The sequence below is a fragment of the Kineococcus xinjiangensis genome, from assembly GCF_002934625.1.
GTDB classification, from domain to species: domain Bacteria; phylum Actinomycetota; class Actinomycetes; order Actinomycetales; family Kineococcaceae; genus Kineococcus_A; species Kineococcus_A xinjiangensis.
The window spans coordinates 45,391-58,472 of sequence record NZ_PTJD01000003.1; the positions used below are offsets into that span (position 1 = coordinate 45,391).

The following is a 13,082-nucleotide window of genomic DNA, read 5'->3' on the forward strand; positions in this document are numbered from 1 at the left end:
CGGGCGGCCCGCTCGTCGCTCGCCGTGACCATGGAGCGCCGGAGGGTGCAGAGTGGGAGCGGCGGCCCGACATCGGGTCGTCCGACGCCGTCGTCGGGGAGGTCCAGCGTGCCGCGTCCTTACCTGCCCATCGCGGAGCACGGGGTGGTCGGCGACCTGCGCACCGTCGCCCTGATCGGCACCGACGGCAACGTCGACTGGTACTGCCCCGGCCGCTTCGACGCCCCGTCCCTGTTCGGCTGCCTCCTCGACGCGGAGAAGGGCGGCTGGTTCTCCCTGCGCTGCCGCACGGCCACCCAGCAGAAGCAGCTCTACCTGCCCGACACGAACATCCTGCTGACCCGCTTCCTCGCCGCCGAGGCCGTCGGGGAGGTCACGGACTTCATGGTGCCCAGGATCCGCGAGTTCCGGTCCCCGGGCGGGTCCCTGGTGCGGCAGGCGTCGGCCGTGCGGGGGACCGCCACGTTCGAGCTGGAGTGCCGCCCGGCCTTCGACTACGGCCGCGCCCCGCACACGACCGCGCTGGTGGACGGCGTCGGCGCGGTGTTCGAGTCGGCGCTGGGGCGGGCGGTGCTGCGCACGAACTTCCCGCTGCGCCTGAGCGCCGACGGGCTCGCCGTGGAGTCCACCCTCGACCTCGCCGAGGGCGAGCACGCGGAGGCGGTGCTGGACTGGCAGGGGGAGGTCCGGGCGCTGGCGCCCGGGGAGACGGAGCGGCAGTTCCGGGCGACGTCGGCCTACTGGCAGCGCTGGCTCGGGCAGTCGCGCTACCAGGGCCGCTGGCGGGAGATGGTCCACCGCTCCGCGCTGGCGCTGAAGCTGCTCGTCTACCACCCGACGGGGGCGCTGGTGGCGGCGCCGACGACGTCGCTGCCGGAGGAGCTGGGTGGCGTCCGCAACTGGGACTACCGCTACGCCTGGCTGCGCGACGCCGCCTTCACCGTCTACGCCCTCATGAGCCTCGGCTTCCTGGAGGAGGCGGCGGCCTTCATGACGTGGGTGCAGGCCCGCTGCGAGGAGGCCGATCCCCAGCAGGACCTGCGGATCATGTACTCGGTGGACGGCAGCGCCCACATCCCGGAGGTGGAGCTGGGGCACCTGGAGGGCTACTGCGGCTCCGGGCCGGTCCGCATCGGCAACGACGCGGTGGGGCAGCGCCAGCACGACATCTACGGCGAGCTGATGGACTCGGTCTACCTCTACAACCGCGAGGTGCCGATCTCCTACGACCTGTGGGCGGGCCTGTCGCGGCGCCTGGACTGGCTGGCGGACCACTGGGAGGAGCCCGACGAGGGCATCTGGGAGATCCGCGGCCCCCGGCAGCGCTTCACGTACTCGGGGCTGATGACGTGGGTGGCCTTCGACCGGGGCCTGCGGGTGGCGCGGGACCGGGGGCTGCCGGCGCCGGAGGGCAGGTGGCGCAAGCTGGCCGCGAAGGCGTACCGCTTCGTGCAGGAGGAGTGCTGGGACCCGCAGGCGGGGGCGTTCATGATGGCGCCCGGCAGCCACCTGCTCGACGCCTCGGTGCTGTGCATGCCGCTGGTGAAGTTCGCCGGGCCGACGGACCCGCGCTTCCTGAGCACCCTGGACCGCATCCGTGCGGAGCTGGTCTCCGACAGCCTCGTGCACCGCTACGCCCGTACCGGCCACGACGGCCTCACGGGCGACGAGGGCACGTTCAACCTGTGCTCGTTCTGGTACGTCGACGCCCTGACGGGTGCCGGGCGGGTCGAGGAGGCGCGCCTGGTCTTCGACAAGATGCTGACCTACGCCAACCACGTCGGCCTCTACGCCGAGGAGATCGGTCCCTCGGGGGAGGCGCTGGGCAACTTCCCGCAGGCCTTCACGCACCTGGCCCTCATCAGCGCCGCCCTCAACCTGGACCGGGCGCTGGGCCGCTGAGTCCCGGCGCGGGGGTCCGCCCGGACGTGCGGACCCCCGCGCCGGCCGGTGCTCAGCGGTAGTTGACGAACTGCAGGGCGGCGTCGAGGTCGGCGCCCTTCAGCAGGGCGATCACGTCCTGCAGGTCGTCGCGGCTCTTGGAGGAGACGCGCATCTCCTCGCCGGTGACCTGGGTCTTCACGCCCTTCGGGCCCTCGTCGCGGATGATCTTGCCGATCTTCTTGGCGAGCTCCTGGCTCAGCCCCTCCTTGAGGGAGGCCTCGATGCGGTACTCCTTGCCGGAGGGGCGGGGCTCGCAGGCGTCGAGGGCCTTCAGCGAGATGCCCCGCTTGATGAGCTTGGTCTGCAGGACGTCGAGGACGGCGTTGACGCGGTCCTCGGAGTTGGCCCTCATGAGGATGGTCTCCCCGCTCCAGCGGACCTCCGCGTCGGTGCCCTTGAAGTCGTACCGCTGCGAGATCTCCTTGGCGGCCTGGTTGAGCGCGTTGTCGACCTCCTGGCGGTCGACCTTGCTGACGACGTCGAACGACGACTCGCTGGGCACGGGGTGCTCCTCCTGGACGGGTGCGGCGGGACGGGGCGGCGACGGGCACCCCGAGGGGGTGCGCGCGGGCCGCCGACTGCTTGCTATCGTGTCACCTGCGTCCGGCGCACTTCACGGGCCTGCCCCTCTCAGGGTGGGCTTGGGAGGGTGTGCTGAGCGTCCCTGGCGGGTTGCCCGAGCGGCCAATGGGAGCTGACTGTAAATCAGTCGTCGTAAGACTACGGAGGTTCGAATCCTTCACCCGCCACGCTGAGGGTCCCGGTGCCGAGACGGCGCCGGGATCCTGCGCGTCAGCCGGGTCCGCGGCCAGGTGGGAGTCCTTCCCAGCGACCGTGTACGCTCGGTGTCGCACCGCCCCGATAGCTCAGTGGTAGAGCACTTCCTTGGTAAGGAAGAGGTCTCGAGTTCAATCCTCGATCGGGGCTCTCAGCACTTCCGGTTCCTGCCGGCGGCGCTGTGGCGGAGTAGCTCAGTTGGTAGAGCAAGCGGCTCATAATCGCTGTGTCGTCGGTTCAAGTCCGGCCTCCGCTACCAGGGCGGCGCCCCTCGGGGTGACCGCATGGAGGGGGGCGCGTCGCGTACCCTGGGCTCAGTCGCGTCGTCCGACGCCGCCCATCAGACCGACCAGTTGAGAGAAGGCACCAGCTGTGGCCGCGAAGAGCCAGGACGTCCGCCCCAAGATCACCCTGGCGTGCACGGAGTGCAAGCACCGGAACTACATCACCAAGAAGAACCGGCGCAACGACCCCGACCGCCTTGAGCTGAAGAAGTTCTGCCCCAACTGCAGCACCCACCGCGAGCACCGCGAGACCCGCTGACCGGGTCCGTCCAGGCGGAGGGCGCTGTCGTGAGCACGTCCAGCGGCATCGACGCGTCCTTCGCCGGTCGCGCGTACCCCGCGACCCGGCCCTACGAGGTCGGCCGCGAGGAGCTGCGCGAGTTCGCCGAGACGGTCGGCGCCGCTCACCCCGCGCACAGCGATCCGGATGCGGCACGCGCCCTCGGCTACCCCGACGTCATCGCGCCCCCCACCTTCGCGGTCAAGATCGCCCAGATGGCGGACCGGCAGTTCGTCACCGACCCGGCCGCGGGCATCGACTACTCCCGCGTCGTGCACGGCGAGCAGTCCTTCACCCACCACCGCCCCATCGTGGCCGGCGACCGGCTCGAGGCGGTGCTGCACGTCGACAGCGTCCGCGAGGTCCGCGGCACCGCCATGGTCACGACGCGCAACGAGATCCGGACCGTCGCCGGTGAGCCGGTGAGCACCGTCGTGTCGATGCTCGTCGTCCGCGCAGCCGGCTGACGTGCCGCCGAACGAGTCCGTGCCGCCGACCCAGGGAGCAGGCATGAGCGCCCCGTCCGCGGCCCCCGGCCGCCCCGCCTTCGCCGACGTCGAGGTCGGCGCGGCCCTGCCTGCCCGCAGCGTCCCCGTCACCCGCGCCGACCTCGTGCGCTACGCCGGTGCCAGCGGGGACCGCAACCCGATCCACTGGGACGAGCGCTTCGCCCGCTCCGTCGGCCTGCCCGACGTCATCGCCCACGGGATGTACACGATGGCCCTCGCCGGCCAGCTCGTCGCCGACTGGGCGGGGGACCCGGGCGCCGTCGTCTCCTACACCACGCGCTTCACCAACCCCGTGGTCGTCGACGCCGAGCACGGCGCCCTCGTCGAGATCGGTGGCGTGGTCGCCGCCCGCGACGAGGACGCCCGCACCGTCCAGGTGGACCTCACCGTCACCTGTGCCGGCGCCAAGGTCCTCGGGCGCGCCCGCGCCGTCGTCCGCCTGCCCTGAGCTCCCGCGCTCGTCCCGCTCCTGCACCGCGGCCCGGTTAGGGTCGCCCGGTGTCCTCCGCCGCGAACGCTCCCGCGAGCCCGCCTGCCGAGTCCGTTCCGGACGCCCCGCTGGCCCCGCTGACCACGCTGCGGGTCGGTGGCCCCGCCCGCCGCCTCGCCACGGCCGCGACGGAGGCGGAGCTCGTCGCCGCGGTGCGCGCGGCGGACGCCGCGGGCGAGCCGCTGCTGCTGCTCGCCGGCGGCTCGAACGTCCTGGTCGCCGACGACGGGTTCCCCGGCACGGTCGTGAGGGTCGCGACCTCCGGCGTCCGGGTCGTCTCCGAGGACCTGTGCGGGGGCGCGGTCGTCACCGCGGCGGCGGGGGAGTCCTGGGACGCGCTCGTCGCGCTGGCCGTGGAGCGCGGCTTCACCGGCATCGAGGCCATGTCGGGCATCCCCGGCACCGTGGGGGCCACCCCCGTGCAGAACGTCGGGGCCTACGGCCAGGAGGTCTCCCAGACGATCGCGACCGTCCGGGTCTTCGACCGCGTCGACGCCCGCGTCCGGACCCTCGCCTCGGCCGACCTGCAGTTCGGCTACCGCACCTCGCTGCTGAAGCGCAGCCGGACCGCCCTCGCCGGCGACCACCCCGAGAGCCGCTACGTGGTGCTCGACGTGACCTTCCAGTTGCGTCCGGGCGCGCTCTCGGCGCCCGTGGCCTACCCGGAGCTGGCGCGGGAACTCGGCGTCGAGCTCGGCGGGCGCGCCCCGCTCGCCGACGTCCGCGCCGCCGTGCTGGCCCTGCGCGCCCGCAAGGGCATGGTCCTCGAGGAGGACGACCGCGACACCTGGAGCGCGGGGTCCTTCTTCACCAACCCGGTGCTGCCCGTGGCGGACGCCGAGCGGCTGCCGTCCGACGCCCCGCGCTACCCGGCGGGGGAGGGCCTCGTGAAGACGAGCGCGGCGTGGCTGATCGAACGGGCGGGCTTCGGCAAGGGGCACGGGACGCCCGGGCCGGCGGCGCTGTCCACGAAGCACACCCTCGCCCTCACCAACCGCGGTGGCGCCCGCGCGGCAGACCTGCTGGCGCTGGCCCGTGAGGTCGCCGACGGGGTGGAGGAGCGCTTCGGGGTGCGGATCGTCAACGAGCCGGTGCTGGTGGGCTGCTCGCTCTGACGGGGTGCGCTGCGGGGGCCGCGAGGAGGGCGCCGCGCAGCACGTCGAGGAGCGCCCCGTCGCCGAGTCCGGCGGCGCGCCCGCGCGCGGCGAGCTCCTCCGCGGCGCGCTGCACCGAGTCCGGGACGGTGGGGGCGCCCGTGACGACCGTGCCGGTGCGGCGTCGGGAGACGACGAGGCCGCCCGCCTCCAGCTCGCGGTACGCCCGGTTGACGGTGCCCACCGCCACCCCGAGGTCGGCGGCGAGCGCCCGGGCACTGGGCAGGCGGTCGCCCGCGCTCAGGCTGCCCGCGCTGACGTGCGCGCTGACCTGCTGCCGGATCTGCTCGTAGGGCGGGATCGGTGCGTCCAGGTCGAGGACGAGGGCGAGGTCGTCGCCGCTCACGGGGTGGGGACCGCGAGAGGTGCGGCCGGCTCCCGCCCGGCCCGCCGCAGCGGCCGCGGCGGCACGGCGAGGAGCGCGGGAGCGGCGAGCACCAGAAGGCTCCCCGCGCCCTGCGCCACCGACGCGAGCATCGGCACCGGCGGGGGGACGCTCAGGTGCACAGGGGCTTCGTCGCCGATCTGGTGGTCGACGCCGAGGCCCTGGGCCGCGTGCCCGCCGGACCACAGCAGGGCGCCGGTGGTGAGGAGTGCGGCGGCCGTGGCCCCGCGCAGGAGCCGGTGCCCGCTCGCCCGGCGCAGCGCCTCGTCCGTGGCGGCGTCGGCGCCCTCGACCGCCGGGCGGTGCAGCACGAGCCGGAGCGCGGCGAGCACGGCGGCGGTGACGATCGCGCCCGCCAGCAGCACCGGCCCGCCGTAGAACCAGCCGGGGAAGGGTCCGCCGCCTGATGTGGCCAGGTCGGGCCAGCTGTAGCTGACGCTGCGCCCGTCGGCGTCGGCCAGGAGGGCTCCCGCGGCGCAGGTCAGCGCGAGTGCCGCGGCGGAGGCGAGCGCTGACCGGGAGAGCCACCGAGGTGCCACGTCGTGCAGGCGCCGCGTGCGCAGCCGGGCGCTGCGCCGGCGCGCCCGGGGCCTCGGCCAGGTCAGCTCCCCGACCGCGAGGACGAGGGTGTGGCCGAGGGCGGCGCCCAGCGGGGCAACCGCGAGGAGCTGGCCGGTGCGCAGGCCGCCGAGCTCGGTCATCGCCGCAGCCAGGGTGACGCCGAGGCCGGCCAGCACGGCCAGGGCCGCGAACACCGTGCCGTGGCGGCGGGCGGCGGCCACGGTCTGCACCAGGTCCCGGTCGGCGGGGCGCGCGGCCAGCACCGCGAGGGCGGCGATGCCCGCGGTGAGGAGCAGCAGGAGGGCGGGGCCTGCGACGGCCAGGGGGGCGAACACGGTGCCTCCGATGAATCAATGAATCAGCTCATTGACTCAATCAGGTGGTGGTCGACCCGTCAAGGGCCCGTCGTGGTGCTGCTCCGGACGGGAGCCCGCAGCCAGTCGTCGACCTCCGCCAGCAGCTGCCGCTTCACCTCCTCCGGCGCCCGCGACGCCGCGATCGAGGAGCGCGCAAGGCCGGCAAGCCGCTCGTCGTCGAAGCCGTGGTCCTCCCGCGCGCTGCGGTACTGCGCCGCCAGCCTCGGCCCGAACAGCAGCGGGTCGTCCGCCCCGAGCGCCACCCGCGCGCCCGCGGCGACCAGCCGCTCCAGCGGCACGTCCGCCAGGTCGGGGTAGACGCCGAGGGCGACGTTGCTCGCCGGGCACACCTCCAGCGCCACCTCCGCCTCGACCAGCGCGGCCAGCAGCTCCGGGTCCTCGCCGCTGCGCACCCCGTGGCCCAGTCGGTCCGGCGCGAGCGTGCGCAGGGTCTCCCGCACGTGCTCAGGGCCGAGGAGCTCACCGCTGTGCGGCAGGGAAGCCAGTCCTGCGCGCCGGGCGAGGGCGAAGGCGGGGGCGAAGTCCGCGGTGCTGCCGCGCCGTTCGTCGTTGGACAGCCCGAAGCCGACCACCGTGCCCGGCCCCTCCCCGGCGTAGCGAGCCGCCAGCCGGGCCAGTGCGCGGGCGTCCAGGGGGTGGCGGATGCGGCTGGCGGCCACGACGACCGCCACCTGCGTCCCCGTCACCGCCGACGCCGTGCGGGCGGCGTCCAGGACGATCTCCAGCGCCGGGGTGATCCCGCCGACGTGGACGGCGTAGGAGGTGGGGTCCACCTGCAGCTCCAGCCATCGCGAGCCCTCCGCGGCGTCGTCGGCGGCGGCCTCCAGCACGATGCGCTGCATGTCCTCGGCCGTGCGGACGCAGCTGCGGGCGGCGTCGTAGAGGCGCTGGAACCGGAACCAGCCGCGCGCATCGGGGGAGAGGCTGACCATCTGCGAGCTGCGCAGCGCGGTGGGCAGGCGCACGCCGTGGCGCTCGGCGAGGTCCAGCAGCGTCGAGGGGCGCATCGAGCCGGTGAAGTGCAGGTGCAGGTGCGCCTTGGGCAGCGTCTCCACCGGCCGCGTGCCGGGTGCTCGGTCAGGGGCGTGCTCCACCACCGCAGTCACCCTCTGGAGTGTGCCAGTGCCTGCGCGTGCGCGCCGGGCCGGGCGCTCGCCCTGCGGGAGGGAGGCGGCACGCCCCGCGCCGCTGCGACGGGGCCCGGCGGATGCGGCGGCCGGGCCCCGTGCCGGAGTCCTACTCGGCCTCGGCGAGCAGCCGCTGCAGGCGCCCGACGCCCTCGGCGAGGTCCTCGTCGCCGAGGGCGTAGGAGAGCCGCACGTACCCGCTGGGGCCGAAGGCCTCACCCGGCACGACGGCGACCTCCGCCTCGTCGAGGGCGATGGCCGCCAGGTCGGCGGAGGAGCCGATCGTGCGGCCGCGCAGGGTGCGCCCGAGCAGGCCCTTCACACTCGCGTAGGCGTAGAAGGCGCCCTCGGGCATCGGGCACTCCACGCCGTCGATCTCGTTGAGCATCCCGACCATGGTGCGGCGGCGACGGTCGAAGGCCTCCCGCATCGAGGCGACGGCCTCGAGCCCGCCGGTCAGGGCGGCGACGGCTGCACGCTGGGACACGTTGGAGACGTTCGAGGACAGGTGCGACTGCAGGTTGGTGGCCGCCTTGACCACGTCGAGGGGGCCGACGAGCCAGCCGACCCGCCAGCCGGTCATCGCGTAGGTCTTGGCGACCCCGTTGAGCACGACGCAGGTGTCGGCGAGCTCGGGGACCTCGACGGGCATCGACGCGGCGCGCACGCCGTCGTAGGTGAGGTGCTCGTAGATCTCGTCGCTGACGACCCAGAGGCCGTGCGCGTGGGCCCACCGCCCGATGGCGCGCACCTCCTCCGGTGCGTAGACGGCGCCCGTGGGGTTGGACGGGGAGCAGAAGAGGAGGACCTTTGTGCGCTCGGTGCGGGCGGCCTCGAGCTGCTCGACGCTCACCCGGTATCCGGCCTCCTCGCCGGCGAAGACCTCCACCGGGACGCCCCCGGCGAGCCGGATGGCCTCCGGGTACGTCGTCCAGTACGGGCTCGGGACGATGACCTCGTCGCCCGGGTCCAGCAGTGTGGCGAACGCCTCGTAGACGGCCTGCTTTCCCCCGTTGGTCACGAGCACCTGCTCGGGCCGCACCGCGTAGCCGGAGTCCCGCAGGGTCTTCTCGGCGATGGCCGTCCGCAGCGCGGGCAGGCCGCCGGCGGGGGAGTAGCGGTGGTTGGCCGGGTCGGAGCACGCGGCCGCGGCCGCCTCCACGATCGGCGCGGGGGTGGGGAAGTCCGGCTCCCCGGCGCCGAAGCCGATGACGGGGCGCCCGGCGGCCTTGAGGGCCTTGGCCTTCGCGTCGACGGCGAGGGTCGCGGACTCGGCGATGCTCCCGACGCGGGTCGAGACGCGAGGGCGGGCGGGGGCTGCGGGGTGCTGGCTCACGGGCCCCATCGTGGCACTGCGGGCCCCGGCCGGGGGAGCGGACGCCCGTGGCGGGCCGGGGGCCCGGGGGAGGCCTGCGCGGCCCTCCCGGGGGGCGGGTTCGACGCCGCCACCGTCGTACGCCTACACTGGCCCAGGCGGTTGACTCCGCCATGCTGACGCGCGCCTCCGGTGTGCTGAAGCGCACAGGGCAGTGGCGCAATTGGTAGCGCTCCGGTCTCCAAAACCGGTGGTTGGGGGTTCGAGTCCCTCCTGCCCTGCGAGAACACCCGAGGGAACTGACGAGCACCGGCCGGGATCGAGGACGAGTTGAGCGAGACGTCGACCACCGCGGAGCCCGACACCCCCGCGCGCCGGCCCGGCCTCGGCCTGTTCCTGCGTCAGGTGATCGCGGAGCTCCGCAAGGTCGTCTGGCCGACGAGGAGCGAGCTCCTCTCGTACACGGGGGTCGTCCTCGTGTTCGTGCTGGTGATGATGCTGCTCGTGGCCGGTTTGGACTACGGCCTCGGCAAGCTGGTCCTGCTCGTCTTCGGCTCGGGCTCCTGACGCCCCCTCCCCGATCCGAAGGAAGCAGGTCAGCACCGTGTCCGAGCAGTGGGCTCCGTCCGGCGAGCGCCCCCGGCCGAGCGACGACCCCTTCGCCGTCGCGCAGACGTTCGACGCCGAGGACGTGACCGCCGACGTCGAGGCGGACGCGGAGGCGGCCGGCGAGGCTGCGTTCGAGGGAGGTACCGGCGAGGACGCTCCCAGCGAGCCCCCTCTCCTGGACGCTCCCGAGGACGAGACCTCCGAGGACGAGTCTTCCGGGGAGCAGTCCTTCGAGGACGAGGCGTCGGACGAGGAGACCTCCGAGGACGAGGTCGACGAGTCCGGGGAGGGTGAGGCCCCCGAGGACGGGGACACCGCCGCGGCCCTCGACGACGACGTCGACGAGGTGGAGGAGTTCCGGACCAAGCTGCGGCGCATGCCCGGTGACTGGTACGTCATCCACTCCTACGCGGGCTACGAGAACCGGGTCAAGGCGAACCTCGAGACCCGCATGACCAGCCTCAACATGGAGGACTTCATCTACCAGGTGGAGGTCCCCATGGAGGAGGTCGTCGAGGTCAAGAACGGCCAGCGCAAGCAGGTCCGCCGCGTGCGCATCCCTGGCTACGTCCTCGTCCGGATGGAGCTGACCGACGAGTCGTGGGGCGCCGTGCGGCACACCCCGGGCGTGACGGGCTTCGTGGGCAACACCCACCAGCCGGTGCCGCTGTCGAACGACGAGGTCTTCTCCATGCTGGCTCCGACCCTGCAGCCGAAGGAGAAGCCGACCACCAAGGCCACGCCGGCCGAGGTCAAGGTCGTCGACTTCGAGGTCGGGGAGTCGGTGACCGTGATGGAGGGTCCGTTCGAGACGCTCCCGGCCACCATCTCCGAGATCAACGGCGACCGGCAGAAGCTGACGGTCCTGGTCTCCATCTTCGGCCGCGAGACGCCGGTCGAGCTCAACTTCAACCAGGTCGCCAAGATCTGACGACGGAGCGTGCGAGCGCAGCGAGGGCCCGGCCCGCGCTGCGCTCGCTCCGCGTCTGAACGCCCCGCTCGGCTCCCGTAGAATCGAACGCTGCGGCCACAACCCCTCGTCGCCCGATCCGCGGGCACCGACAGAGCCGCCTCGCCTGGAAGGACACCCGTCATGCCCCCCAAGAAGAAGATCACAGCGATCATCAAGCTGCAGATCAAGGCCGGCCAGGCGACTCCGGCTCCGCCGATCGGCCCCGCGCTGGGCCAGCACGGCGTGAACATCATGGAGTTCTGCAAGGCGTACAACGCCCTCACCGAAGGTCAGCGCGGCAGCATCGTGCCCGTCGAGATCACGGTGCGGGAGGACCGCTCCTTCACCTTCATCACGAAGACCCCGCCGGCCTCCGAGCTCATCAAGAAGGCCGCCGGTGTCGAGAAGGGCTCGGGCGTCCCGCACACCACGAAGGTCGGCAAGCTCACCGCCGCCCAGGTGCGCGAGATCGCCGAGACCAAGATGACGGACCTCAACGCCATCGACATCGACCAGGCGGCGAAGATCATCGCCGGCACCGCCCGTTCCATGGGCATCACCGTCGAGGGCTGAGCCCGCAGCAGGACGGGCCCGCGCCGCGGGCCCGGTGGCAGGGTCGCGCGACCCGATGACCACGACTCCACCCATCAGAGGAGCAGCAGTGAAGCGCAGCAAGGCCTACCGCGCCGCAGCGGAGAAGTTCGACCGGGACGCCCTCTACGCGCCCCTGGAGGCCGTCCGCCTGGCGAAGGACACCTCCACCACGAAGTACGACGCGACGGTCGAGGTGGCCTTCCGCCTCGGTGTCGACCCCCGCAAGGCCGACCAGATGGTCCGCGGCACCGTGAACCTGCCGCACGGCACCGGCAAGACGGCCCGCGTGCTGGTCTTCGCCGTGGGTGAGCGCGCCGCGCAGGCCGAGGCCGCCGGCGCCGACATCGTCGGTGGCGACGAGCTCATCGACGAGGTCGCCAAGGGCCGCCTGGACTTCGACGCCGCGGTCGCCACGCCCGACCTCATGGGCAAGGTCGGCCGCCTGGGCAAGGTGCTCGGCCCCCGTGGCCTCATGCCCAACCCCAAGACCGGCACCGTGACCATGGACGTCGCGAAGGCCGTCTCGGAGATCAAGGGCGGAAAGATCGAGTTCCGCACCGACAAGCACGCCAACCTGCACTTCATCATCGGGAAGTCCTCCTTCTCCGCGGAGCAGCTGGTGGAGAACTACGCCGCCGCGCTGGACGAGGTGCTGCGCCTCAAGCCGTCCGCGGCGAAGGGCCGCTACCTGCGCAAGGCGACGATGGCGACGACCATGGGCCCCGGCATCCCGGTGGACCCGACCGCCACCCGCAACCTGCTCGAGGCGTCCGCCACGGCCTGAGGCCGCCGGCGCCAGCAAGCCCTGCACGGAGGGCGCGGACCGCACCGGTCCGCGCCCTCCGTCGTACCCGGCCCCGTCCTGCCGGGCGATTTCTCCCAGCGCCGCCCCGTGTGGCATGCTGAACTCGCCGAAGACCGCCGGTCGCCGCCTCCGGGTGGCAGAAGGTCCCGTTCCTCAGGACGACCCGCGCAGGCACGATGCTCCAGGCAGATCCCCGTGATCGGCCCCACGCCCCGTGCGCCTGCGCCGGGGCGTTTTCCGTGTCCGGGCCCGGCCGGTTTCCCCCGACCGTGGAAGGAGGGCCCATGGCACGGCCCGACAAGGCAGCCGCCGTCAAGGAGATCGCAGACCTGCTGCGCGCCTCCAACGCGGCGGTGCTCACCGAGTACCGGGGGTTGACCGTCTCGCAGCTCACCACGCTGCGGCGCTCGCTGGGTGGCACCACCACCTACGCGGTGCTCAAGAACACGCTGACCACCATCGCTGCCAAGGAAGCCGGCGTGTCGGCCTTCGAGGGCCAGCTCGTCGGCCCGACCGCCATCGCCTTCGTCAAGGGCGACCCGGTCGAGGCCGCCAAGGGTCTGCGTGACTTCGCGAAGACCAACCCCCAGCTGATCATCAAGGGCGGCATGCTCGAGGGGCGCGCCATCAGCGCCTCCGACGTCGCCGCGCTCGCCGATCTCGAGTCGCGCGAGGTGCTGCTCGCCAAGGTCGCAGGCGTCCTCAAGGCGTCGCAGAGCAAGGCCGCAGCGCTGTTCAACGCTCCGCTCTCCAAGGCCGTCCGCACCGTGGACGCCCTGCGCGAGAAGGTGGGTGCGGGTGCGCCCGCGCCGGCCGCCGAGGAGCCCGCGGACGCCTGACGGCGACCGCACGGGGCTGCTCGACCGAGCCGTCCCCTGACCAGGACTGGACCGCGGCGCGGCGCCGCGTCCGACGATGA

The 13,082-nt window shown here is 73.4% G+C and carries 15 protein-coding genes and 4 tRNA genes; 14 read left to right on the plus strand and 5 right to left on the minus strand.

The window, feature by feature from the left end:
• The first annotated feature begins 30 nt into the window (after window positions 1–30).
• Window positions 31–1,902 (plus strand): glycoside hydrolase family 15 protein, encoded by a 1,872-nt coding sequence (locus CLV92_RS05005; RefSeq protein WP_104431971.1) that lies wholly within the window; start codon window positions 31–33, stop codon window positions 1,900–1,902.
• Between the two features lie 52 nt (window positions 1,903–1,954).
• On the opposite strand, the gene CLV92_RS05010 is transcribed toward CLV92_RS05005, so the two are convergent.
• Window positions 1,955–2,446 carry a YajQ family cyclic di-GMP-binding protein gene (locus tag CLV92_RS05010; RefSeq protein ID WP_104431724.1) on the minus strand — a complete coding sequence of 164 codons (492 nt, stop codon included), beginning with the start codon at window positions 2,444–2,446 and terminating at the stop codon, window positions 1,955–1,957.
• Window positions 2,447–2,610: 164 nt separating this feature from the next.
• Here CLV92_RS05010 and CLV92_RS05015 point away from each other — a divergent pair.
• The 7 genes from CLV92_RS05015 (at window position 2,611) to CLV92_RS05045 (ending at window position 5,399) form a co-directional block, all read left to right on the plus strand.
• Window positions 2,611–2,693: transfer RNA gene (locus CLV92_RS05015), tRNA-Tyr, on the plus strand.
• A 106-nt stretch (window positions 2,694–2,799) separates the two neighbouring features.
• Window positions 2,800–2,871, plus strand: a tRNA-Thr gene (locus tag CLV92_RS05020).
• 33 nt (window positions 2,872–2,904) lie between these two features.
• Window positions 2,905–2,980: transfer RNA gene (locus CLV92_RS05025), tRNA-Met, on the plus strand.
• 113 nt (window positions 2,981–3,093) lie between these two features.
• Window positions 3,094–3,264 (plus strand): 50S ribosomal protein L33, encoded by a 171-nt coding sequence (rpmG, locus tag CLV92_RS05030; protein ID WP_104431725.1) that lies wholly within the window; start codon window positions 3,094–3,096, stop codon window positions 3,262–3,264.
• 29 nt (window positions 3,265–3,293) lie between these two features.
• Window positions 3,294–3,752 (plus strand): MaoC family dehydratase N-terminal domain-containing protein, encoded by a 459-nt coding sequence (locus CLV92_RS05035; protein ID WP_104431726.1) that lies wholly within the window; start codon window positions 3,294–3,296, stop codon window positions 3,750–3,752.
• Between the two features lie 43 nt (window positions 3,753–3,795).
• Window positions 3,796–4,242 carry a MaoC family dehydratase gene (locus CLV92_RS05040; RefSeq protein ID WP_104431727.1) on the plus strand — a complete coding sequence of 149 codons (447 nt, stop codon included), beginning with the start codon at window positions 3,796–3,798 and terminating at the stop codon, window positions 4,240–4,242.
• Between the two features lie 50 nt (window positions 4,243–4,292).
• Window positions 4,293–5,399, plus strand: a complete 1,107-nt coding sequence (locus tag CLV92_RS05045; RefSeq protein WP_104431728.1) for a UDP-N-acetylmuramate dehydrogenase — start codon at window positions 4,293–4,295, stop codon at window positions 5,397–5,399.
• Here CLV92_RS05045 and CLV92_RS05050 read toward each other — a convergent pair.
• The 4 genes from CLV92_RS05050 to CLV92_RS05065 form a co-directional block, all read right to left on the minus strand.
• Window positions 5,365–5,784 (minus strand): GntR family transcriptional regulator, encoded by a 420-nt coding sequence (locus CLV92_RS05050; protein ID WP_104431729.1) that lies wholly within the window; start codon window positions 5,782–5,784, stop codon window positions 5,365–5,367. The genes CLV92_RS05045 and CLV92_RS05050 overlap by 35 nt on opposite strands.
• Window positions 5,781–6,719, minus strand: a complete 939-nt coding sequence (locus CLV92_RS05055) for a hypothetical protein (protein ID WP_104431730.1) — start codon at window positions 6,717–6,719, stop codon at window positions 5,781–5,783. The genes CLV92_RS05050 and CLV92_RS05055 overlap by 4 nt, the downstream gene beginning before the upstream one ends.
• 59 nt (window positions 6,720–6,778) lie before the next feature.
• Window positions 6,779–7,867, minus strand: a complete 1,089-nt coding sequence (locus CLV92_RS05060) for an adenosine deaminase (protein WP_245886431.1) — start codon at window positions 7,865–7,867, stop codon at window positions 6,779–6,781.
• A gap of 130 nt (window positions 7,868–7,997) precedes the next feature.
• Window positions 7,998–9,233 carry a pyridoxal phosphate-dependent aminotransferase gene (locus CLV92_RS05065; RefSeq protein WP_104431731.1) on the minus strand — a complete coding sequence of 412 codons (1,236 nt, stop codon included), beginning with the start codon at window positions 9,231–9,233 and terminating at the stop codon, window positions 7,998–8,000.
• A gap of 178 nt (window positions 9,234–9,411) precedes the next feature.
• Here CLV92_RS05065 and CLV92_RS05070 point away from each other — a divergent pair.
• From CLV92_RS05070 to rplJ, 6 genes are all read left to right on the plus strand, one after another.
• Window positions 9,412–9,484: transfer RNA gene (locus tag CLV92_RS05070), tRNA-Trp, on the plus strand.
• A gap of 49 nt (window positions 9,485–9,533) precedes the next feature.
• Window positions 9,534–9,770: a preprotein translocase subunit SecE gene (gene secE / locus CLV92_RS05075; protein WP_211290883.1), complete on the plus strand. Its 237-nt coding sequence runs from the start codon at window positions 9,534–9,536 to the stop codon at window positions 9,768–9,770.
• Between the two features lie 37 nt (window positions 9,771–9,807).
• Window positions 9,808–10,743: a transcription termination/antitermination protein NusG gene (gene nusG / locus CLV92_RS05080; RefSeq protein WP_104431733.1), complete on the plus strand. Its 936-nt coding sequence runs from the start codon at window positions 9,808–9,810 to the stop codon at window positions 10,741–10,743.
• A 162-nt stretch (window positions 10,744–10,905) separates the two neighbouring features.
• Entirely contained in the window at window positions 10,906–11,337 is a 432-nt protein-coding gene (rplK, locus tag CLV92_RS05085) for a 50S ribosomal protein L11 (protein ID WP_104431734.1), read from the plus strand.
• Between the two features lie 88 nt (window positions 11,338–11,425).
• Window positions 11,426–12,142: a 50S ribosomal protein L1 gene (rplA, locus tag CLV92_RS05090; RefSeq protein ID WP_245886433.1), complete on the plus strand. Its 717-nt coding sequence runs from the start codon at window positions 11,426–11,428 to the stop codon at window positions 12,140–12,142.
• Between the two features lie 305 nt (window positions 12,143–12,447).
• Window positions 12,448–13,002, plus strand: a complete 555-nt coding sequence (gene rplJ, locus CLV92_RS05095) for a 50S ribosomal protein L10 (RefSeq protein ID WP_104431735.1) — start codon at window positions 12,448–12,450, stop codon at window positions 13,000–13,002.
• Window positions 13,003–13,082 lie beyond the last annotated feature (80 nt).